Here is a 20,274-nt window from a genome sequence, read left to right on the forward strand (position 1 = left end):
CCGAAGAACCGATCACCATCGAACGATCTGTCTACTGTTAACAGTTACCATATGGGCGGGATCGGTGGGTGTCAATACGCGGTGCCGCCCCTTTGCGTCCGTCGCGCGAGGGCCCGCATGCGCGCGCGACGGCTGGGCGCGTCACCGTCGAACGGCGCGCGGAATCGTCGGACGAGCGGGGTGGCCTCCGCCGCGTCCGCACCGGGTGGGCGCGCGCGTCAGGCGGTGGAGCCTGCCGCGAGACCTCGCAGCACGTCGCGGACGTGCCCCTTCGCGAGCGTCAGATGGAGGCGCAGGCGGTGGACGGCGGCATCCACGTCTCCCGTCCGGATGACGTCGAGGAACCCCTGGTGGTCCTCGGTCGCGGAGGCGATGTCGGAGGTGTCGCTCAGTTCGAACAAGATCGCGAAGATGCGCTGGTACGGACGCCACGCGTCCACCAGACGGCGGTTCTGCGAGTTGGTGTAGAAGCTGGTGTGGAACTCCATGTCGAGCTCCGCGAAACGCTCGCCGTCGTCGCTGCTCGCGGCGGCCGACATGCCATCGACGATGCGCTGCACGCGATCCCAGTCGCTTGCGCTCGCGTTCTGGATGGCCAAGCGGATGGCGAGCGATTCCAGCGCCTCCCTCACGACGTAGAGCTCCTCCACGTCGCGCAGGTCCATGGCCCGCGCGTACAGGCGCTTGCGCCTGTCTTCGGCGAGACCCTCGACCTCCAGTTGACGGAGGGCGTCTCGCACCGGTCCGCGGCTCACGTCGAAGCGCGCGGCCAGGCTGTCTTCCGCCAGGTGCGTGCCCGGCGGGATGACGCCGCGGATGATCTCGACGCGCAGGCGATGCGCGATCTGGTCGCCCATGGCGAGGGGTCGAAGCTCCGACACGTCTGCTCCCAACTGTCGACCGTTGACAGACTACCTCGGACGCTCTTCACCCGATGATCGGTTCGTGCTGCGTCAGTCCTCGTCGTGATCGAAGACGCCGCGAGGACGCCACAGCACGATGTCCGTCGCACGCCGCACGCGCGCCCCGTGCGGCAGCGTCACGACCGAGCCGGTCGCCCCGGCGGCGAACACGCGCGCGCCCGGACGCGATTGACGCTCGGCGAGGAGCTGGCGTTCGAGATCGTTGACGCGGCGAGCGAGGTCGTGCACCTGCTCCTCGAGCGCGAGCAACCGCGCGATCGCGGGCAGGCTCATGCCCTCGCCCGACAGGCGAGCGACCTCGCGCAGCTGCTGCACGTGACGGCTCGAATAACGCCGGGATCCGCCCTGCGTGCGAGCGGGCACGACCAGACCGAGCCGGTCGTACTGCCGCAGGGTCTGCGGGTGCATGTTCGACAGCTCGGCTGCCACGGCGATCGCGAAGATCGGCGCGTCCTCGTCGATTTCCTTCTGGGACACGGCCTCTCCTCTCGCATCGATCGCCGGCTCCTGGCATCCGATTGTGGCGGATGCCAGGAGTCCAGCGTTACTGCCGCGCCTTGGCCATCAGGTCGGCGCGGGGATTCTCTTTCGGTTCGAGCGCGTGGAAGCGCTCGAGGGCCTCGCGGGCGGCGTCGTCGAGGTGGTCGGGAACGGCCACCTGGACCTCCGCGAGCAGGTCGCCCGTCCCCTTGGACGAATGGATGCCACGCTCCTTGACGCGCAGCACGCGGCCCGACGGAGTGCCCGGCGCCACGCGCAGCCGCACGGGCTCGCCCCCGAGGGTCGGCACCTCGATCGTCGCTCCGAGCGCCGCCTCGGTGAAGGTGACGGGGACCGTCAGCCGCAGGTTGAGCCCGTCGCGGGAGAACACCGGGTGGGGCCGGACAGCGACCGTCACCACGATGTCACCGCTCTCGCCGCCGTCCGGGGAGGGACGACCGCGACCGCGGAGCCGGATCTTCTGGCCGTCGGAGACGCCCGCGGGAATCTTGACCTTGAACGGCACGCCGTCCTCGCCCTGCAGGGTGATCGTCTCGCCCTTTGCGGCGGTGATGAAGTCGAGCGTCGTTCGCGCCGTGACGTCGGCGCCTCGCTGCGGACCGCCGAATCCGCGGTACCCGCCGGACGGCTGACCGAACCGGCCGGAGCCGAAGCCGCCGCCCTGCTGGTCGAACATCGAGAAGAAGTCCTCGAATCCGCCCGTCGCTCCCCCGCGCTGCTGCCCGAAGCGGCTGAACACGTCGTCGAAGCCGCCACCGCTCGCGGTCCCGGGTGCCGAGAAGCGCGCCCCGGAGCCCATTGCCCGGATCTGGTCGTACTCCTCGCGCTGCTCGGGGTCGTTGAGCACCGAGTAGGCCTCGCTGATCTCCTTGAACTTGGCCTCGGCCTTCGCGTCACCCGGGTTCGAGTCGGGGTGGTACTGGCGCGCGAGCTTGCGGTACGTCTTCTTCAGATCGGCAGCGCTCACGTCCTTGTCGACACCGAGGACCTTGTAGAAGTCCTTGTCGAACCAGTCCTGACTCGCCATGCGTCCTCCTACTCGACCGGCACGGCGACGACGACCTTGGCCGGTCGCAGCTCGACGGAGCCGAGGCGGTAACCGACCTCGACGACCTCGAGCACCGTGGCCTGGGTCACACCCGGAGTGGGCGCCTGGAAGATCGCCTCGTGGTGCTGCGGGTCGAAGGGCTCGCCGGCGGTGCCGTACGAGACGACGCCGAGGCGCTCGGCCACGGCCCGCACCTTGTCGCCGATCGCGGAGAAGGGGGTGCCCTCGACGAGGTCGCCGTGCTTCTCGGCACGGTCGAGGTCGTCCATGACGGGCAGCAGGCCCTTCACGGCCTCGCCCTTGGCGCGCTCGATCTCGCGCTCGCGCTGCTCTTCGGTGCGCCGCCGGTAGTTGGCGTACTCGGCCTGCAGGCGCTTGAGGTCGATCAGCAGCGAGGCCTCCTTGTCGGAGGAAGCCCCCTCTGCGGCGGCCTCGGGCGTCTGCTCGGCGCCGAGGATGTCTTCGATCGTCAGGCCTTCGGCATCCGGGGTCTGCTCGCCCGACGGCGCGGGGCCGGAGGTGTTCTCCTCCGGCCCCGTCGTCTCGTCAGGACCGGCGCCCGAGCCCTGGGGCTGTTCGTCGTCCTTGTGTGCCATGGGATCTGTCGCTTACTTCTTGTCGTCGGTGTCGTCGTCGACGACTTCGGCGTCGATGACGTCTTCCTCGGGGTTCGGCGTCTCGCCGTTGCCGGGCTGACCGACGTTGGGGTCGGCCGGCTCGCCCTGAGCCTGCGACGAGGCGTAGATGGCCTCGCCGAGCTTGCCCTGGCTGGCGTTCAGCTTGTCGAACGCGGTCTTGACCGCGTCGTCGTCGTCACCGGCGAGAGCCGTCTTGAGGGCGTCGACGTCGGCCTGGACGTCGTTCTTGACCTCTTCGGGCAGCTTGTCCTCGTTGTCCTTGATCAGCTTCTCGATCGAGTACGACAGGGTCTCGGCCTGGTTGCGGGTCTCGGCGGACTCGCGGCGCTTCTTGTCTTCCGCCGCGTTCTCCTCGGCCTCGCGGACCATGCGCTCGATGTCCTCCTTGGGCAGCGACGAGCCACCGGTGATGGTCATCGACTGCTCCTTGCCGGTGCCCTTGTCCTTCGCGGACACGTGCACGATGCCGTTGGCGTCGATGTCGAAGGTGACCTCGACCTGCGGGATGCCACGGGGAGCCGGGGCGATTCCGGTGAGCTCGAAGGTTCCCAGCGGCTTGTTGTCGCGGGTGAACTCGCGCTCGCCCTGGAAGACCTGGATCGCGACCGACGGCTGGTTGTCGTCGGCGGTGGTGAAGGTCTCGCTGCGCTTGGTCGGGATGGCGGTGTTGCGCTCGATGAGCTTGGTCATGATGCCGCCCTTGGTCTCGATGCCGAGGCTCAGGGGGGTGACGTCGATGAGAAGGACATCCTTGCGCTCGCCCTTGAGGACACCGGCCTGCAGGGCTGCGCCCACGGCCACGACCTCGTCGGGGTTGACGCCCTTGTTCGCGTCGCGACCGGTCTCCTTCTTCACGAGCTCGGCGACCGCGGGCATGCGGGTCGAGCCACCGACGAGCACGACGTGCGCGATGTCGTCGACCTTGACGCCGGCTTCGCGGATGACGTCCGAGAAGGGCTTGCGGGTGCGGTCGAGGAGGTCCTTGGTGAGGTCCTCGAACTTGGCGCGCGTCAGCGTCTCGGACAGCGACACGGGGCCCGAGTCGGTGAGCGAGAGGTAGGGCAGGTTGATCGAGGTCGAGGTCGAGCTCGACAGCTCCTTCTTGGCCTGCTCCGCGGCCTCCTTGAGGCGCTGCAGGGCGATCTTGTCGCCCGAGACGTCGACGCCCGTGGTGTCCTTGAACTGCTTGATCAGGTAGTCGACGACGCGCTGGTCCCAGTCGTCTCCACCGAGGCGGTTGTCACCGGCGGTCGAGCGCACCTGGATGGTCGAGAAGTCGTCGTCCTTGCCCACCTCGAGGAGGGAGACGTCGAAGGTTCCGCCACCGAGGTCGAAGACGAGGATGAGCTCGTCCTCCTTGCCCTTGTCGAGACCGTAGGCCAGAGCGGCCGCGGTGGGCTCGTTGATGATGCGCAGGACGTTCAGGCCCGCGATCTCGCCGGCTTCCTTCGTCGCCTGACGCTCGGCGTCGTTGAAGTACGCGGGCACCGTGATGACGGCATCCGTCACGCTGTCGCCCAGGTACTCCTCGGCGTCGCGCTTGAGCTTCTGGAGGATGCGCGCGGAGATCTCCTGCGGCGTCCACTTCTTGCCGTCGACGTCGAACGTCCAGGTCGTGCCCATGTGACGCTTGACGGACGAAACGGTGCGGTCGACGTTCGTGACGGCCTGGCGCTTGGCGGTCTCGCCGACGAGCACCTCGCCGTCCTTCGTGAACGCGACGACCGAGGGGGTCGTGCGGAAGCCCTCGGCGTTGGCGATGACCTTCGGCTCGCCACCCTCGAGCACGCTCACGACGGAGTTGGTCGTCCCGAGGTCGATTCCCACTGCACGTGGCATATGTGTCTCCTTGATCATGAGCCGGGCGGATGCCACGACTCGGGCTTGGTGCAAAGTCTGCTGCGCGGGTTGAGCCGCGATGACTCAAGGCTAGCGCAGGGCGTTTCGGGCGTCAAGGAGACTTGATATGAATCGGCTCAACTTCTGCCGGCGGCCGGGTGCCCGCCCGCGGCGCCGCGCGCTCGGCCGGTCGGTCGGTCGGTCGGTCGGTCGAGGCCCCTCGTCCCACTTATGGCGGAACATGTCCCACGTGTTGTCGTATGGGAGCGCTCCAAACCGCAATAAGTGGGACGCGGTCCCGGGGGGGGGGGGGGGGGGGGGACGCGGGCGGGGGGGGGGGGGACGCGGTCCGGGGTGGGGGACGCGGGCGGGGGGGGACGCGGTCCGGGGGGGGGGGGGGGGGGGAGGGCGCGCCTCGCGGGCGCGGCGCGGCCTGCGCACACGCCGACGCCCCCGCGACCGGAGAGGTCGCGAGGGCGTCGGAGGGATGCCGTGGGCTCAGTCCCGATCGCGATCGCGCCGCTGCGGCCGGTCGCTGCGCTTCGCGGAGCGGCCGCCCTGATCGAGGCGCAGGTCGATGAGGACGCCGGAGATGCGGGTGTCGGTGAGGCGGTTCAGCGTGTCACGCGACAGGTCGGCCGGAAGCTCGACGAGCGAGAAGTCCTGGCGGATCTGGATCGCGCCGAAGTCGTTGCGGCGCAGGCCGCCCTCGTTCGCCAGGGCGCCGACGATCTGACGCGGTTCCACGCGCTGCCGACGACCCACCGCGATGCGATACGTCGCAAAGCGTCCGTCGCGTTCCCGCCGCGGCCCGCCGTCGCGGTCACCGTCGCGGGACGCGCCCCCACCGTCACGGGAGGGACGCTCCCGGTCGCGGTCGAAGCGCGGCTGCGAGAACGTCTCCTCCTGGAGGAGCAGCGGGGTGTCGCCCTGGGCCACCACGGCGAGCGCCGCGGCCACGTCGGCCTCGGGCACGTCGTGATGCTCGACGTAGTGCGCCACGACGTCGCGGAACGTCGCGATCGCGGCGGTGTCCTCGAGAGCGGCAGTGATCGCGTCGTCGAAGCGGGTGAGGCGCGTGGCGTTGACGTCGTCGACGCTCGGCAGCGACATCTCGGTGAGCGGCTGCCGCGTGGCCTTCTCGATCGCGGTGAGCATGCGCCGCTCGCGCGGGGTCACGAAGCTGATGGCATCCCCGGATCGGCCCGCGCGGCCGGTACGGCCGATGCGGTGCACGTACGACTCGGTGTCGATCGGCAGGTCGTAGTTCACGACGTGGCTGATGCGGTCGACGTCGAGGCCGCGGGCGGCGACGTCGGTCGCGACGAGGATGTCGAGCTTGCCCGACTTGAGCTGGTTGACGGTGCGCTCGCGCTGCACCTGGGCGACGTCGCCGTTGATCGCGGCGGCGGTGTACCCGCGGGCGCGCAGCTTCTCGGCGACCGTCTCGGTCTCGTTCTTGGTGCGCGTGAAGACGATCATGCCCTCGAAGTTCTCGACCTCGAGGATGCGGGTGAGGGCGTCGATCTTCTGCTGGTACGACACGATGAGGTACCGCTGGGTGATGTTCGCCGAGGTCGTGGTCTTGGTCTTGACCGTGATCTCTTCCGGGTCACGGAGGTACTGGGCCGAGATGCGACGGATCTGCGCCGGCATCGTGGCCGAGAAGAGCGCGACCTGCTTGTCGGCCGGGGTGTCGGCGAGGATCGTCTCGACGTCCTCCGCGAAGCCCATCTTCAGCATCTCGTCGGCCTCGTCGAGCACGAGGTACTTCAGCTCGCTGAGGTCGAGCGTGCCCTTGTCGAGGTGGTCCATGATGCGACCGGGGGTGCCCACGACGATGTCGACGCCACGGCGGAGGGCCGACAGCTGCTGCCCGTAGCCCTGACCGCCGTAGACGGGGAGCACCGAGACGCCCTTGATGTGCGCCGCGTACTTCTCGAACGCCTCGCACACCTGCAGCGCGAGCTCGCGGGTCGGGGCGAGCACGAGGGCCTGCGGGTTCTTGTGGCCGGTCTCCATCTGCGACAGCACGGGCAGGGCGAAGGCCGCCGTCTTACCGGTACCGGTCTGGGCGAGGCCGACGACGTCGCGACCCTGCAGAAGGACGGGGATGGTGGCGGCCTGAATGGCCGACGGGGTCTCGTAGCCGACGTCCTTGAGGGCCTTGAGCACAGCGGCATCCAGTCCCAGATCGGCGAACGTGAGCTGCTCGGGGAGGGTGTCCGACTCGGCGGAGGGGACGGGGGTTTCGGATGCCATGACTCCACGGTAGCCCGCCCGCCCGGGAAACCCCCGTTCGCGGCGGGTCGAGGGTCTACCCTGAGCGGACGCGCCGACGGCGGCGCGCCCGCGCGCGAGGTCTCCGCGCGTTCACCGAAGGGTCCTAACGTGAGCGACATGTCGTCTCCCGGCGCCGCGTCCGCGGCATCCGTCCCCTCCACCGATGGCCGACGCCCGGTCCTGGCCTGGGCCCTGTGGGACTGGGGGTCGGCGGCGTTCAACGCGGTCGTCACGACGTTCGTGTTCAGCACGTATCTGGCGAGCACGTACTTCGTCGATCCCGCGATCGTGGCCGCGGCCGGCGAGGACGACCGCAACCCGGAACTGGTGAGAGCCCTCGCCGACAACGCCAGCATCGTCGGCACCGCCCTGATGATCGCGGGCATCGCCGTCGCCCTCCTCGCCCCCGTGCTCGGGCAGCGCAGCGACGGCACCGGGCGGCGCAAGCTGTGGCTCGGCGTGAACACGGGCGTGATCGTGCTCGCGATGGTCGCGATGGTGTTCGTCGAGGGCACCCCCGCGTACCTGATCCTCGGCGCGACCCTGCTCGCCGTGGGAAACGTGTTCTTCGAGTTCGCGAGCGTCAACTACTACGCGATGCTGTCGCAGGTCTCGACCCGCGAGAACATCGGCCGGGTCTCGGGCTTCGGCTGGGGCATGGGGTACGTCGGCGGCATCGTCCTGCTGCTCCTGTTGCTCGTGCTGTTCATCCAGGGGTTCGGGAACCCGGATGCCGCGGGCCTCCTCGCCGTGCCGAAGGACGGCGGGCTGAATGTGCGGCTGGCGATCCTGGCATCCGCGGTCTGGTTCGGGGTTTTCGCGATCCCGGTGCTGGTGCGGGTCCCCGAGATCCCGGCGCAGAGCCGGCAGGTGCGGGTCGGGTTCTTCGCGTCGTACGTGCTGCTGTGGGGGACGCTGCGGTCGCTCTGGCGCGACAGCCGGCCGGTGCTGCTGTTCCTCGTCGCGAGCGCAGTGTTCCGTGACGGACTCGCCGGGGTCTTCACGTTCGGCGCCATCATCGCGGCCCAGGTGTTCGGATTCTCCTCGACCGAGGTGCTGTACTTCGCGGTCGCCGCGAACGTCGTCGCGGGGATCAGCACGATGTTCTCGGGACGCCTCGACGACCGGTTCGGCCCGAAGCGCGTGATCGTGTTCTCGCTCGTGGGGCTCATCGTGCTGGGCAGCGTGATCCTGTTCATCGGCACGTCGCAGCTCGCGTTCTGGGTGGCCGGGCTCGGCCTCGGAATCTTCGTCGGACCCGTCCAATCGGCCAGCCGCACCTACCTCTCGCGGGCGACGCCGGAGGGTCGCGAGGGCGAGATCTTCGGGCTCTACGCGACGACGGGCCGCGCGGTGTCGTTCCTCGCACCCGGCCTCTTCGCGCTGTTCGTCGGGCTCACGGGCGATACCCGCCTCGGCATCCTCGGCATCGTGCTGATCCTCGCCGTGGGGCTGGTGCTCATGATCCCGGTGCAGAACCGCCCGGCCGCGATCCGCTGACGCGGCTGCGCCGCGGCCCGGCCGCGCGGGCGCCGGGCGCCGGGCGGGTGCGGGCGCCGAGGCGGGCGCCGGTGCGGGTGCGGGGGGGGCGGGCGGCGAGGCGGGTGCCGAGCGGGCGGCGAGGCGGGCCGAACTCCTGAGATTTGGCACCTCGCCGAGCACGCAACGCCGCAATTCCCACAAGCGGGCCACGCAACCCGATATTTCTCAGGAGTTCGGCACAGCGGAACGGCGTGAGACGGGATGCCGTCGGCTCAGTCCTGCGGCCAGGCGTCGGCGAACTTCGCGAGGAGGCGCGCGAAGTCGGCGCGCTCGGCGTCGGTGAAGGACTCCAGCGCGGAGCGCACGGCATCCCTTCGCCGACCCCGCAGGCTGGAGACGAGGCGCTCCCCCTCGGCGGTGAGGCGCACGCGCAGGCGCCGGGCATCGTCGGGGTCGGGCTCGCGCTCGACCAGCCGCATCTGCACGCCCTGTTGAACCAGGCGCGAGGCGCGGGGCTGGTCGACGCCGACCGCATCGGCGATCTCGCTGACCGACAGCGGACCGCCCGCCGCGAGGAGGGCGTCGAGCATACGCAACCGGGCGACACCGGCGAACCGCCCCGAGCCGGGGTCGGCCCAGGGCGGGCCCCCGGGGAATCCGTGCGGACCGTGCCCGCGGTGCTCGTGCGGGTGGGGGCCGCCAAAGCCTCCGCCGAACGGGGGACGGGGACGCCGTCCGCGGATCTTCGCGAGGGCGGCGGCGATCTCGTCGGCGGGGTCGGCGGTCATGAGCCGATTTTACATGTCTCTTGACAAGCATTCGGAATACATGTCACAGTACATTCGTTGTCACATGACATGCAACGGCGGATCTCCCGCCCACGAAAGGAAACCCCCATGAACACCTCCACACCTCTGGATCCCCGCAGCCTCGCCCATCGCCTTACGACGGTCGGCCACGCGCTGCACCATCGCCTGTTCGCGCAGCTGCGCGACGGCGACCTCCACCCGAAGACCGTCCTGGTGCTCCGCGCCATCGACGGCCGCATCGACGCCCCGTGGATCACCGAGCGCCTCGCCCGCGGCGGCAAGCGCCTCACCGGCCTGGCCGACCGCGGCTGGATCGAGCGCACCGACGACGGCTGGGCGCTGACCACCGAGGGCCGCGCGGTCCTCGATCGAGTGGATGCCGATCGCGCGACGATCCTCGCCGACGTCCCGGCCGAAGAACTCGAACGTCTCGTCGCCGCCCTCGACACCGTGTCGGCCGCACTCGGCATCGACGAGACCGAACACCAGGGCTTCGGCCCCGGGATGCGCGGATCCGGTCGGGGCGCCCGCGGATTCGGACCCGGCTTCGGCCCCGGCGCGGGCTTCGGGCCGTTCGGGCGCGGGTTCGGCCCCGGCGCCGGCTTCGGGCCGTTCGGCCCCGGCGTGCGCGGCGGGTTCGGCCCGGATGCGCACGGCTTCGGTCCGAGCGGGCGCGGCCAGCACGACACCGACGCCGAGCGCCACGGCGGGCACGGTGAGCACGAAGGCCACGGCCACCACACGCACGGCGACGCCGACCGCCAGGGTGCGCACGAAGGCCGCGGCCACGGCCGCGGGTGCGACCCCCGTCGCGGCGGGCACGGACACCACCGCGGTCACGACGACCGCCGGGCGGTGCAGCGTGCCTACGAGCGCGGCTTCGACGCTGGTTTCAGCCGCGGCCGTGAGTCGTCGGCATCCGGTGAGCCCACGGCATCCGAGTGATGTCCGATAAACGCTCGCCCTCGCGAGAAACGCTCACACGCGGCGTTTCTCGCGAGGAACGGCGTTTCTCGCACAGCAACAGCCGGATCAGCGCCCGGCGGAACCCGCGTCGCTCGTGCCCACGTCGGTGCGGTGGAAGTTGAGCGCCGAACGCGACGCGGTCGGGCCGCGCTGACCCTGATACCGATTGCCGTAAGGCCCCGAGCCGTACGGGTTCTCGGCGGGCGACGTCAGGCGGAAGTAGCAGACCTGCCCGATCTTCATGCCGGGCCACAGCTTGATCGGCAGCGTCGCGACGTTCGAGAGCTCCAGTGTGACGTGCCCGGTGAATCCCGGGTCGATGAACCCGGCGGTGGAGTGGGTGAGCAGCCCCAGCCGCCCCAGCGACGACTTACCCTCGAGACGGGCGGCCACGTCATCCGGCAGGGTCACTCGCTCGAAGGTCGACCCCAGGGCGAATTCGCCCGGGTGCAGGATGAACGGCTCGTCGGGCTCGACCTCGATGAGCCGCGTGAGCTCGGGCTGATCTTCGGCCGGGTCGATGAACGGGTACTTGTGGTTGTCGAACAGCCGGAAGTAGCGGTCGAGCCGCACGTCGACGCTCGAGGGCTGCACCATGGCCGGATCAAAGGGGTCGAGCCCCAGGCGTCCGTCGGCGAGTTCGGCTCGGATGTCGCGGTCGGAGAGCAGCACGCGCCCAGCCTAGGGCGTACGCACCGCGCGGCACCTGCCCGATCCGCGAGATGACACGATCCGCGCGAACGCCCACGATCGGGACGACCAGAACGTGTGCGCTCGCACGGAACGGGTGATCTCGGCATCCACAGGGCATCTCGGCCGCCCGCATGGAACACGGATGCCACGGGCGACGCTGTTATGCTGGCGGAAGTGCCGTCAGGCGCTCGGGGCTGTAGTTCAATGGCAGAACTTCTGCTTCCCAAGCAGACAGCGCGGGTTCGATTCCCGTCAGCCCCTCCAAAGATCCGACAGGTCGGCTCCGTCGACGGGTGAGCCCGCGCAGCCACGTCCTTCCCCGGCGTTCAGTTGATGCCCCTGCACCGCGGGCAGCGCACCGAGACGGCGTTCCAGCCGGGCTTGCCCCAGAAGGCGCGGGCGCAGTGGCGGCAACGATGCGCGGCGGTGTACTCACCCGCGCGGGACTCGGATGCGGTGACGGTGTCCATGGTGTTCCCTTCGTCGGACTCGATATCCGCTCTACCGATCCCCACCGATCCCCACCGATACCGCCGGGATCGGTTGAACGTTCTGGACCGCGTCGCAGACGGTCCAGGAAGAGGGACGGATGGCATCCGACGAAGTCACCACCTGGCTGGAAGGGCTTCTGACCGAACGGTTCGCGACCTTCGACCGGTCGCCGAACAGCCGAACGCTCGACGAGCTGTACATCCTCGTCGGCACGGCGAAAATCGCCGGACTCGACGATCGGTACGACGAGTATCGGGCGGAGCTCGTCCGCATCCGATCGCGCGTGCCGTCCGCTGCGGCACCGGAAGTCGCCCCGTCGCCGTCCGTCAGCGCCCCGCCGTCGCCGCGCAACGAGGACATTCGCGACGCCCTCCGCCGTCGAGTACGGGGCCAGGATGCCGCGATCGACCGGGTCGTCGATCGCCTGGCCGTGCGCCGGGCGGGGCTGAGCCTGCGGCCGCAGCGGCCGGCCGGGGTGTTTCTGTTCGCGGGGCCCACCGGCGTGGGGAAGACGGAGCTGGCGACCCAGCTCGCCATCGCCGAGTTCGGCACGGTCGACGCACTCATTCGCCTCGACATGAGCGAGTACGCCAACAGGGAGTTCGGGCTGTCACGTCTGGTGGGCTCCGCGTCCGGTTACTCCGGTCACAACGAGCCCGGCGGGTGGCTCACTACGCGCGTCATCGCCCGACCGCGCAGCGTGCTCCTCCTGGATGAGATCGAGAAGGCCGATCCGCTCCTGTGGAACACCTTCCTCCAGGTCTTCGACGCCGGCAGACTCACCGACGGTCGGGGGCAGACCGCGGATTTCGCCGAGACGACAGTCATCCTGACCTCGAACCTCGGTGTCCGCGAGTCCGCGACGCGGTCCGCGGGGTTCGGCGAACCGGCCACGACCCCGAAGATGCGGCAGCTCGCCGCGATCGAGGCCGCGCTTCCCCCTGAACTCCGCAACCGCATCGACGAGGTCATCGTCTTCGAGCCGCTCCCGCTCGACACGATCGCCGAAATCGCGACCGCCGAGATCGACGCCCTCCTCGCGCGCATCTCGAGGCACGGGTGGCGGGTGACGGTCGACCCCGAGGTTCCGCGCTGGCTCGCCGAGACCGGGTTCCACCCCGACCTCGGCGCCCGCCACCTCCACCGAGTCATCGAACGCGACTTCCTCGGCCTGCTGGCGTCGCAGCAGGAGCGGGTCGTGCGTGTCGCTCTGGGCCTGGACGGGCTGATCGCGATCCCGCGGGGATGAGCAACACACGAACCGGCGTGGGCGCCTCCCCTGGGCACACCCACGCCGGTCGGTGACACGACGAGCTTCAGATCCCGCGGAGCGCGATCACGCGACCGCTCCTTCCGGCTCCATGGAGTGTCCCCTCGGCGCGGAGTCATCCGGCCGGGCCACGGGCATCCCGTCGGGCCCCTCGAAGCGGCGGCCCCACCCGGTGAGGACGGAGAACGCGATCACGGCCGTCAATGCGAAGGGGTAGAAGCACGTGAGGAAGATGCTCGTGGACGAGAGCGTGACCACGCCCTCCCCGTACCCTTGCGTGAGCTGGCTGGCGATCAAGAGGAAGATGCTCCCGATCGGCATGACGGACCCGATACCCAGGGTGAAGCAGTCCATGACGTTCGCGCGGCGATAGGGATGCAGCTGCGCGACAGCGCCGACGCGGTCGGCGACGGGGCCGTACAAGAGCATCGCCGGGCTGTTCACGCCCGCGAAGATCGCGCCGGTGAGGGCGCTTCCCACGCCGATGATCAGCTCGGCCCCGAGCGGTGTGCGCGCCAGAGGCGACCGCGTGACCAGAGTCACGATGGAGTCGAACACGCCCGCCCCCTGCATCACGCCGATCATCCCGAAGATGATGATCCCGAGGCCCATCATGGGCAGCATGCTCTGCAGACCTGTCACGAGGAAGCCGCCGACGGCGCCCTCGGCGTTCGGGGCGATGATGTCCGCCGGGGTCATGAGCCCCGTGGCGAGACCGAGCACGATGCCGAGCACGATGCCGACCGTCGCGGCGAGGAAGAGGTCGCGCTTCCAGTACGCGACGATCAGCAGCGCTGCCACGGGGATGGCCATGACCAGGTTGAGCGGGTTCCCCGCGACGATGTCGGCACCGCCGGATCCGCTCTGCGAGGCCCGGACGACACCGAGCACCAGGAAGAGCACCGCGCTGATGAGAGCGGCGGGCAACGCGTAGCGGGTGCGCGCCCGCACCACGCCGCCGATGTCGGCGACGCCGCTGCGACGGCGGTACCGCTGCGTGGAGGCGGAGACGATCGTGGTGTCGGAGATGGGAGCGAGGTTGTCTCCGAACAACCCGCCGGACACGATGGCCCCCGCCAGGAGGAGCGGATCGGCTCCGAGCAGGACCCCGGCCGGGTAGAAGACCGGAAACGCGGTGAACATCGTTCCGAGCGAAGAACCCGTCGCCATGGAGACGACGCACACGATGATGAACGTGACCGCCACGAACACCCCGCCCCCGATCCCGACGCTCTGCGCGAGCCAGATGAAACCGGATGCCACATCCACCTGCGTGATGAGCGCCGAGACGAGCCCGATCGCGAGGAACAAGACCAGCAGACTCACGGACGTCGGGGAGGAGACGCCCTTGACGACCCACTCCCAATAGCGGCCGTACGAGCGCGAGAGGGGGGCGGCGAGGAACAGACCGACGAGCCCCGACACCGTCAGAGCGTTGACGTCGAATACCCCGAAGACCATGAAGAAGAGGACGACACCCACCAGGAATGTCGCCGGAGCCACGAGAGCCCCGAGGATGCCGATGGAGAAGGTGAGGGGCCCGGGAGCCCCGTCAGCGGGAACGAACGCCGCGTCGTGGTCGGGTGGGACGGGGCGGGGGTGATCGCGCAATTCGGACACAGTGGAACTCCTAACGTTGGTGAGGCCGGGTGGTGCTCTTCGAACGATGGGTGGAGCGGGGTTTCGCGACGTTCAGGCGGACGGGCTGTCCAGCCTGAGGCCACGGCGGAGTGCCTCGATGAGGCCGTCCATGACGCGGGCGCTGCTCTCGGCGAGAGGTGCCAGTTCCACGGAGCCGTGGAAGGTGCCCGGATGACAGTGCAGTTCGACGCGAACGCCGGCCCGTAAGAGGCGCACGGCGAAGTCGATGTGGGAGTCTCGAATGGGGTCGAACTCCATCGCGGCGATGTACGTCGAGGGCAGTCCGCTCAGCGAGCGCGCACGCGCGGGCACCGCATAGGGCGAGACATCGGGATCGTCCGGGCCGGCGTAGTCGGGGCCCAGATACGCGTTCCACACCCGTTCCGCCGTGTCGTCCCCTCCGAAGGGCTGGTCGGGGGACTCTTCGCCCCCCTGCCATCGATCGTCCGTCGCGGGACTCAGCAACAGCTGGAACATGATGGCCGGCCCCCCTTCGTCTCGCGCCCTCAGCGCGGTGCCGGCCGCGAGCCCCCCGCCCGCGCTGGATCCGGCAACCGCGATGCGCGAGGGGTCGATCCCGAGCGTGGCCGCGTGAGCGAACACGTACGTCAGCGCGGCGAAGCAGTCATCGAGGGGCGCGGGATAGGGGGCCTCGGGCGCGAGCCGGTAGTCGACGTTCGCGACGGTGATCCCCAGACGTCGCACGACCTCCAGGCAGAAGTAGTCGAAGTCCTCCGACCGGCCCAGAACGAAGCCACCCCCGTGCATCGCGATGAGGACCGGGGTCGTGCCCTCGACGCCCGTCGGCCGCATCAACCGCAGCGAACCCGCCGCCCGGTCGTCCTCCGAGGGAAGGGCGACCCTCGTCACGTCTACTCCCTCGTACGACAACGCGGCGTGCAGCGGGGCGAGCAGCGCATCGCTGACCGCGCGCGCCCCGGCGACATCGGCGATGTCGAGGCGGGGGAGCACGGCGGCGACGCGGGCTACGTCCGGATCCATGGTTGAGGCATCCATACTTCTTTCCTTTCTGAATCTGCAACAATGTGCCAATGGACCGGGTCGATCTCGCAATAATCGAGCAGCTCCGCCAGAACTGCCGACAGACCAACACCGAGCTGGCGGATGCCGTCGGGCTGACGCCCTCGCCGTGCCTCCGTCGCGTTCGGCGCCTCGAGGAGGCCGGCGTCATCACCGGTTATCACGCGAGCTTCAACCCGGACGCCGTGGGTCGAGGTTTCGAGGTGCTCGTGGGCATCGAGCTCCAGGATCAATCCCTCGAGAACGCGGTCCGCTTCGAGGCCGAGCTGGTTGCCCACCCGGAAGTCATCGAGGCGAGGCGGATGTTCGGCTCACCCGACTTCGAGGTCGTCATCGCGACGGAGAACCTCGCCGCCTACGAGCACTTCCTCACGTCGAAGCTGCTTCGCCTGCCCGGGATCGGCCAGGTGAAGTCCCGCTTCCCGATGCTGCGCTTGAAGTCACGGACGGGATAGGCCCCGCCTCTCCAGAGTCGACATGAGCGGTCGTCACGTCGTCTCCCGTGCGGCCGTCAACGACTCGTCCAGGATCTCCAGTCCGAGATCCAGATCCTCCACGCTGGTCGTGAGCGGCGGGGCGATCCGAAGGATGCTGTTCACCCCGCGCATCTGAGCGATGTTCAGGTGCAGGCCGCGCTTGAGGCATTCCGCGGTGACGGTGGTCCCGAACTCGTCCGCGGGCTCTTTCGTCTGGCGGTCGGTCACGAGCTCGACGCCTTGGAAGAGTCCGCGACCACGGAGGTCGCCGATGTGTTCGTGCCGCGCTGCCAGCTCGACGAGACCGGCACGCAGTCGCGCACCCTTCTCGCGCGCGACGAGGTCGTACTGCTCGTCTCGCAGGACGTTCACGACGGTGAGACCGACCGCGGCGGCGAGAGGGTCGGACACGTGCGTCGTGGTGAACATGAAACGACGCTCGGCGCACACGGCCTCGATCTCTTCGCTCGTGATCACGGCCGAGACCGGGAGACCCGCCCCCAACGTCTTCGAGATCGTCAGGATGTCGGGAGCGACACCCTGATGCTGGAATGCGTACCAGTCGCCGGTGCGGCACAACCCTGTCTGGGCCTCGTCGAGGATCAACAGCATCCCGCGCTCATCGCACTTTCGGCGGAGCGCCGCGAAGTAGCCGTCGGGCGGCACGATAAGACCGCCCGTTCCCAGGATCGGCTCGGCGATGAACGCGGCCAGGCTGCCGACGGATTGACGGTCGACCATCGCGAATCCGAAGTCCAGTTCCCCCTGCCAGTCGTGCTCGCCGTCGGCGTTCCGGAACACCGACCGGTAGGGGTTCGGCGTGGGGATGATGAGGTTCCCCGGCGCGATCGGACCGTAACCGGCGCGAGAGAGGCTGTAGGTCGCCGCCCCCGCCGCGTGGGTGGAGCCGTGGTACGACTGATCGAACGAGACGATCTCGTGTTTGCCGGTGTACAGCTTGGCCATCTTGATGGCCGCCTCGTTGGACTCCCCGCCCGTGCTGAGCACCATCGTCTTGCTGAGGGTCGGGGGCAGCGTCTCGGCGAGCGCCTGCGCCAAGTCGACGACGGGGCGGGTGATCATGCCGCTGAACAGGTGATCGAGAGTGGAGATCGACCGGGTCACGGTCTCGACGACGGCGGGGTGGGAATGCCCGAGGAGCGAACTCATCTGACCGGAAGTGAAGTCCAGGATGTCGCGCCCGTCCTCATCGAAGAGGTGGCTGCCCTCTGCCCGGTCGATGACGGTCGGCAGGAATCCGGCCGGGCCGTATCGGACGAGGTGGCGTCGAGCGGTGTCCCAAAAGCCCTCCGGATGCCGCGATGCGCTGACAGCGGGTGGCGTCGGGGATGTCATGGTCATGCGTGCGTTCCTCCGGTTTCGGTGTGATCGCCACGCTAGGGAGGAGGGCGCACAACGCGATTGCGACGTTGGGAGTGATCGCATGCGGGAACGCAATTTTCGTGCCGAGCAACGGCATTTGGAGCAATGATCCACTCAGGAAACATGCCGTTCACGCAAGAGAAACGCCGTCGAATCGAGCGAACGGCGAACCGGAGAACCGTGAGAGCGAACGCCCTGCACATCCCCTCAGTGGTGAGTCGGGTGCCGCCGCTCCAGCGCGGAGCCCTCGACATCCACGTTCGGGACGATCCGGTCGAGCCAACGCGGCAGCCACCAGGCGGACCGGCCGAGCAGGTGCATGACGGCGGGCATCAGCAGCATGCGGACGACGAAGGCGTCGAAGAGGACTCCCGCCGCGAGGCCGAGACCCATGGACTTGATGATCACCGACTCGCTCGTGATGAAGCCGCTGAACACGGCGATCATGATGATCGCCGCGGCGATCACGACCGTACGACCGGCGCGGAATCCTTGCGCCACGGCCAATCGGGCGGGCGACCCGTGCACGAACGCCTCACGCATACCGGTTGCGAGGAAGAGCTGGTAGTCCATGGCGAGCCCGAACAGGATGCCCACCAGGATGACCGGCAGGAAGCTGAGGATCGGTCCCGGCTGGTGGATGCCGAGCAGGTCGCTGAACCATCCCCACTGGAAGACCGCGGTCACCGCGCCATAGGTCGCGAACAGCGACAACACGAAGCCTCCGGTCGCGATGACCGGGACCAGGATCGAGCGGAAGACCATCACCATGATGAGGAACGACAGTCCGACGACGACCGCGAGGTAGAGCGGCAGGACGGCGGCCAGACCCTCGGAGATGTCGATGTTGATCGCTGCCTGGCCGGCGACGCCGAGAGCGATATCCCCGTCGACCGGCGGGAGCGAACGGAGATCCCGCACGAGACGCTCGGTCGACTGGCTGTTGGGGCCTTCGCTCGGGATGACCTGGAAGGCGGCGAGGCGGGAATCGTCGGAGACCGCGACGGGGGCGACCGCCACGACATCGTCCTGCGCGGCCAGGCGGCGGACGACCTCGAGCTGCGCGTCCTGAACCTCGCCGTCATCGAGACCCTCGGGAAGAGCCGCGGTGACGAGGAGCGGTCCGTTGACTCCCTCACCGAATGCACTCTCTGTGACCGTGTAGGCGCGGTAGGCGGTGGAATCCTCCGCTTCCGAGCCACCGTCCGGAAGTCCGAGCCGCATCGACAGCGACGGGATGGCGACCACCAGCAGGGCGGCGACCGTCACGATGACCGTCACGACCGCCCGGATGCCGGACATGGGCCGCACGCGCGACCGCGACGTCTCGGCCGTCTCCGCCGCCCGCGCGGCACGTGCACGCGCCCTCTTGCTCAGCACCCGAGAACCGGCGAGGCCGAGGAACGCCGGGATCAGCGATACCGCGATGAGGACCGCGATCGCGACGCTGATCGCGCCGGCGGTTCCCATGAGTCCGAGGAACGGGATGCCCGTGATGTTCAGCGCCAGCAGCGCGACGATCACCGTGGTTCCGGCGAACACGACGGCATTGCCCGCCGTACCGTTGGCGAGCCCGATCGACTCCACCACGTCGGCCCCCTGGAGCAGCTGACGCCGATGGCGATAGAGGATGAAGAGTGCGTAGTCGATGCCGACGGCGAGGCCGAGCATGACACCCAGGATCGGCGTGACGGACGCCATCTGGATCACGCCCGAGAACGACAGCGTGGCCATCGCGCCGATGGCCACACCCACGAGCGCGGTGACGATGGGGAACGAGGCGGCCAGTACTGAGCCGAGCACGACGACGAGCACGATCGCGGCGATCGCGACGCCGACGGCCTCACCCACGCCGAGGATCTCGGGAACGCCCTGCGAGATGTCGGTCGAGATGCCCACCTCGACCCCGTCGATCGAGGCCGCCCCGAAGTGGTCGACGACGGCGTCCTTCGATTCCTGCGAGAGCTCGAGCCGGGGCTCGGTGAACGACACGTTCACGATCGCGGTCGACCCGTCCTCGGAGACCACGCGGATGCCGTCGGCGTACGACAGCAGTTCCGCCCCGCGCTCCAGCTCGGTCTCCGACGCTTCGAGAGTCGCCAGGCCCTCCCTCACCTGCTGTTCGCGGGCGTCCAGCTCGGCCTTCCCGGCGTCGATCTGCGCCTGCTGCTGGTCGAGCGCCGCCAGCCCCGCAGTACGCCCAGGCTCCGGGGCTGCCTGCAGCTGCGCGCGTGCGGCATCCAGCTGGGCCTGTCCCGCCTCGAGGTCCTGCCGAGCGGCGTCGATCTGCTGCTGGCCGCTTTCGGCCTGCGCGCGCCCCGCCTCGAGTTGCGCGCGCCCGTCCTCCACCTGCTGGCGGCGGTCGGCGAGTTGCTGCGACGTCGCGAACGGGTCGATGACGTCGGCGACGTCGGGCAAGTCCCGCGCCGACTCGACGAGGGAGGTGATCTCACGACGCTGGTCGTCGCTGAGGCGGGAGCCGTCGTCGGTCGAGAAGACGATGGTGCCGCTCGCACCGCTGAAGTCGGGCAGCTCATCCTCGAGTTGCGCGATCACGTCGCCCGAGGCCGTGCCGGGGATGTCGAAACTCGACGACAGACCCTTGAACCCGACGAGGAAGCCGCCGACGGTGACGACGAGGATCAGCGTCCACGCGGCGATGACGACCCAGGCGCGGCGTGCCGCGAACGTGCCCAGTCGGTGAAGAAGCTCGGCCATCGGCATCCCTCGGCTCGTAGACTCGGTGGCTCTGCGCCGGGACCATGGAGGGTGCCGGCACGCCGTCGATA

The 20,274-nt window shown here is 69.3% G+C and carries 17 protein-coding genes and 1 tRNA gene; 5 read left to right on the forward strand and 13 right to left on the reverse strand.

The features are described 5' to 3' along the window. Window positions 1–218: 218 nt before the first annotated feature. The 6 genes from ABC271_RS16370 to ABC271_RS16395 form a co-directional block, all read right to left on the reverse strand. Complete coding sequence (locus ABC271_RS16370) at window positions 219–881, reverse strand: GntR family transcriptional regulator (RefSeq protein WP_412925900.1); 663 nt, start codon at window positions 879–881, stop codon at window positions 219–221. Between the two features lie 72 nt (window positions 882–953). After that, window positions 954–1,400: a heat shock protein transcriptional repressor HspR gene (locus ABC271_RS16375; RefSeq protein WP_412925901.1), complete on the reverse strand. Its 447-nt coding sequence runs from the start codon at window positions 1,398–1,400 to the stop codon at window positions 954–956. Window positions 1,401–1,467: 67 nt separating this feature from the next. Then, complete coding sequence (locus ABC271_RS16380) at window positions 1,468–2,451, reverse strand: DnaJ C-terminal domain-containing protein (protein ID WP_412925902.1); 984 nt, start codon at window positions 2,449–2,451, stop codon at window positions 1,468–1,470. Between the two features lie 8 nt (window positions 2,452–2,459). After that, entirely contained in the window at window positions 2,460–3,068 is a 609-nt protein-coding gene (gene grpE / locus ABC271_RS16385) for a nucleotide exchange factor GrpE (protein ID WP_412925903.1), read from the reverse strand. 12 nt (window positions 3,069–3,080) lie between these two features. Beyond that, window positions 3,081–4,949, reverse strand: a complete 1,869-nt coding sequence (gene dnaK / locus ABC271_RS16390) for a molecular chaperone DnaK (protein WP_412925904.1) — start codon at window positions 4,947–4,949, stop codon at window positions 3,081–3,083. A gap of 498 nt (window positions 4,950–5,447) precedes the next feature. Then, the gene (locus ABC271_RS16395) at window positions 5,448–7,211 is read right to left on the reverse strand and encodes a DEAD/DEAH box helicase (RefSeq protein WP_412925905.1); all 1,764 of its coding nucleotides are present in this window, start codon (window positions 7,209–7,211) and stop codon (window positions 5,448–5,450) included. A 138-nt stretch (window positions 7,212–7,349) separates the two neighbouring features. Between ABC271_RS16395 and ABC271_RS16400 the strand changes: the two genes are divergently transcribed. Further along, window positions 7,350–8,732 carry an MFS transporter gene (locus ABC271_RS16400; protein WP_412926183.1) on the forward strand — a complete coding sequence of 461 codons (1,383 nt, stop codon included), beginning with the start codon at window positions 7,350–7,352 and terminating at the stop codon, window positions 8,730–8,732. A gap of 254 nt (window positions 8,733–8,986) precedes the next feature. On the opposite strand, the gene ABC271_RS16405 is transcribed toward ABC271_RS16400, so the two are convergent. Further along, on the reverse strand, window positions 8,987–9,502 hold the full coding sequence (locus ABC271_RS16405) for a MarR family winged helix-turn-helix transcriptional regulator (RefSeq protein WP_412925906.1): 516 nt from the start codon (window positions 9,500–9,502) through the stop codon (window positions 8,987–8,989). Window positions 9,503–9,610: 108 nt separating this feature from the next. Here ABC271_RS16405 and ABC271_RS16410 point away from each other — a divergent pair, with 108 nt between their 5' ends. Then, entirely contained in the window at window positions 9,611–10,468 is an 858-nt protein-coding gene (locus ABC271_RS16410; RefSeq protein ID WP_412925907.1) for a MarR family winged helix-turn-helix transcriptional regulator, read from the forward strand. Between the two features lie 87 nt (window positions 10,469–10,555). On the opposite strand, the gene dcd is transcribed toward ABC271_RS16410, so the two are convergent. Continuing rightward, window positions 10,556–11,161 carry a dCTP deaminase gene (gene dcd, locus ABC271_RS16415; RefSeq protein ID WP_412925908.1) on the reverse strand — a complete coding sequence of 202 codons (606 nt, stop codon included), beginning with the start codon at window positions 11,159–11,161 and terminating at the stop codon, window positions 10,556–10,558. Between the two features lie 211 nt (window positions 11,162–11,372). Here dcd and ABC271_RS16420 point away from each other — a divergent pair. Continuing rightward, window positions 11,373–11,446: transfer RNA gene (locus tag ABC271_RS16420), tRNA-Gly, on the forward strand. 62 nt (window positions 11,447–11,508) lie between these two features. Here ABC271_RS16420 and ABC271_RS16425 read toward each other — a convergent pair. After that, entirely contained in the window at window positions 11,509–11,652 is a 144-nt protein-coding gene (locus tag ABC271_RS16425) for a hypothetical protein (RefSeq protein ID WP_412925909.1), read from the reverse strand. A gap of 119 nt (window positions 11,653–11,771) precedes the next feature. Between ABC271_RS16425 and ABC271_RS16430 the strand changes: the two genes are divergently transcribed. After that, entirely contained in the window at window positions 11,772–12,923 is a 1,152-nt protein-coding gene (locus ABC271_RS16430) for an AAA family ATPase (protein WP_412925910.1), read from the forward strand. Window positions 12,924–13,010: 87 nt separating this feature from the next. On the opposite strand, the gene ABC271_RS16435 is transcribed toward ABC271_RS16430, so the two are convergent. Further along, window positions 13,011–14,564, reverse strand: coding sequence for a Na+/H+ antiporter NhaC family protein (locus ABC271_RS16435; protein ID WP_412925911.1), 1,554 nt, complete (start codon window positions 14,562–14,564; stop codon window positions 13,011–13,013). Between the two features lie 72 nt (window positions 14,565–14,636). Continuing rightward, complete coding sequence (locus ABC271_RS16440; RefSeq protein ID WP_412925912.1) at window positions 14,637–15,602, reverse strand: alpha/beta hydrolase; 966 nt, start codon at window positions 15,600–15,602, stop codon at window positions 14,637–14,639. Window positions 15,603–15,637: 35 nt separating this feature from the next. Between ABC271_RS16440 and ABC271_RS16445 the strand changes: the two genes are divergently transcribed. After that, entirely contained in the window at window positions 15,638–16,081 is a 444-nt protein-coding gene (locus ABC271_RS16445) for an Lrp/AsnC family transcriptional regulator (protein ID WP_412925913.1), read from the forward strand. A 33-nt stretch (window positions 16,082–16,114) separates the two neighbouring features. Here ABC271_RS16445 and ABC271_RS16450 read toward each other — a convergent pair whose 3' ends face one another. Beyond that, window positions 16,115–17,464: an aspartate aminotransferase family protein gene (locus ABC271_RS16450; protein WP_412925914.1), complete on the reverse strand. Its 1,350-nt coding sequence runs from the start codon at window positions 17,462–17,464 to the stop codon at window positions 16,115–16,117. A 228-nt stretch (window positions 17,465–17,692) separates the two neighbouring features. Continuing rightward, complete coding sequence (locus ABC271_RS16455; protein WP_412925915.1) at window positions 17,693–20,203, reverse strand: MMPL family transporter; 2,511 nt, start codon at window positions 20,201–20,203, stop codon at window positions 17,693–17,695. Window positions 20,204–20,274 lie beyond the last annotated feature (71 nt).

Origin of the sequence: Microbacterium canaveralium (assembly GCF_047238045.1) — a bacterium.
Lineage (GTDB): Bacteria > Actinomycetota > Actinomycetes > Actinomycetales > Microbacteriaceae > Microbacterium.

Coding starts and splice junctions, on each gene's coding strand:
- ABC271_RS16380 (WP_412925902.1), bottom strand. CDS start 2,451: ATGGCGAGTCAGGACTGGTTCGACAAGGACTTCTACAAGGTCCTCGGT.
- grpE (WP_412925903.1), bottom strand. CDS start 3,068: ATGGCACACAAGGACGACGAACAGCCCCAGGGCTCGGGCGCCGGTCCT.
- dnaK (WP_412925904.1), bottom strand. CDS start 4,949: ATGCCACGTGCAGTGGGAATCGACCTCGGGACGACCAACTCCGTCGTG.
- ABC271_RS16395 (WP_412925905.1), bottom strand. CDS start 7,211: ATGGCATCCGAAACCCCCGTCCCCTCCGCCGAGTCGGACACCCTCCCC.
- ABC271_RS16400 (WP_412926183.1), top strand. CDS start 7,350: ATGTCGTCTCCCGGCGCCGCGTCCGCGGCATCCGTCCCCTCCACCGAT.
- ABC271_RS16405 (WP_412925906.1), bottom strand. CDS start 9,502: ATGACCGCCGACCCCGCCGACGAGATCGCCGCCGCCCTCGCGAAGATC.
- ABC271_RS16410 (WP_412925907.1), top strand. CDS start 9,611: ATGAACACCTCCACACCTCTGGATCCCCGCAGCCTCGCCCATCGCCTT.
- ABC271_RS16425 (WP_412925909.1), bottom strand. CDS start 11,652: ATGGACACCGTCACCGCATCCGAGTCCCGCGCGGGTGAGTACACCGCC.
- ABC271_RS16430 (WP_412925910.1), top strand. CDS start 11,772: ATGGCATCCGACGAAGTCACCACCTGGCTGGAAGGGCTTCTGACCGAA.
- ABC271_RS16440 (WP_412925912.1), bottom strand. CDS start 15,602: ATGGATGCCTCAACCATGGATCCGGACGTAGCCCGCGTCGCCGCCGTG.
- ABC271_RS16445 (WP_412925913.1), top strand. CDS start 15,638: ATGGACCGGGTCGATCTCGCAATAATCGAGCAGCTCCGCCAGAACTGC.
- ABC271_RS16450 (WP_412925914.1), bottom strand. CDS start 17,464: ATGACCATGACATCCCCGACGCCACCCGCTGTCAGCGCATCGCGGCAT.
- ABC271_RS16455 (WP_412925915.1), bottom strand. CDS start 20,203: ATGGCCGAGCTTCTTCACCGACTGGGCACGTTCGCGGCACGCCGCGCC.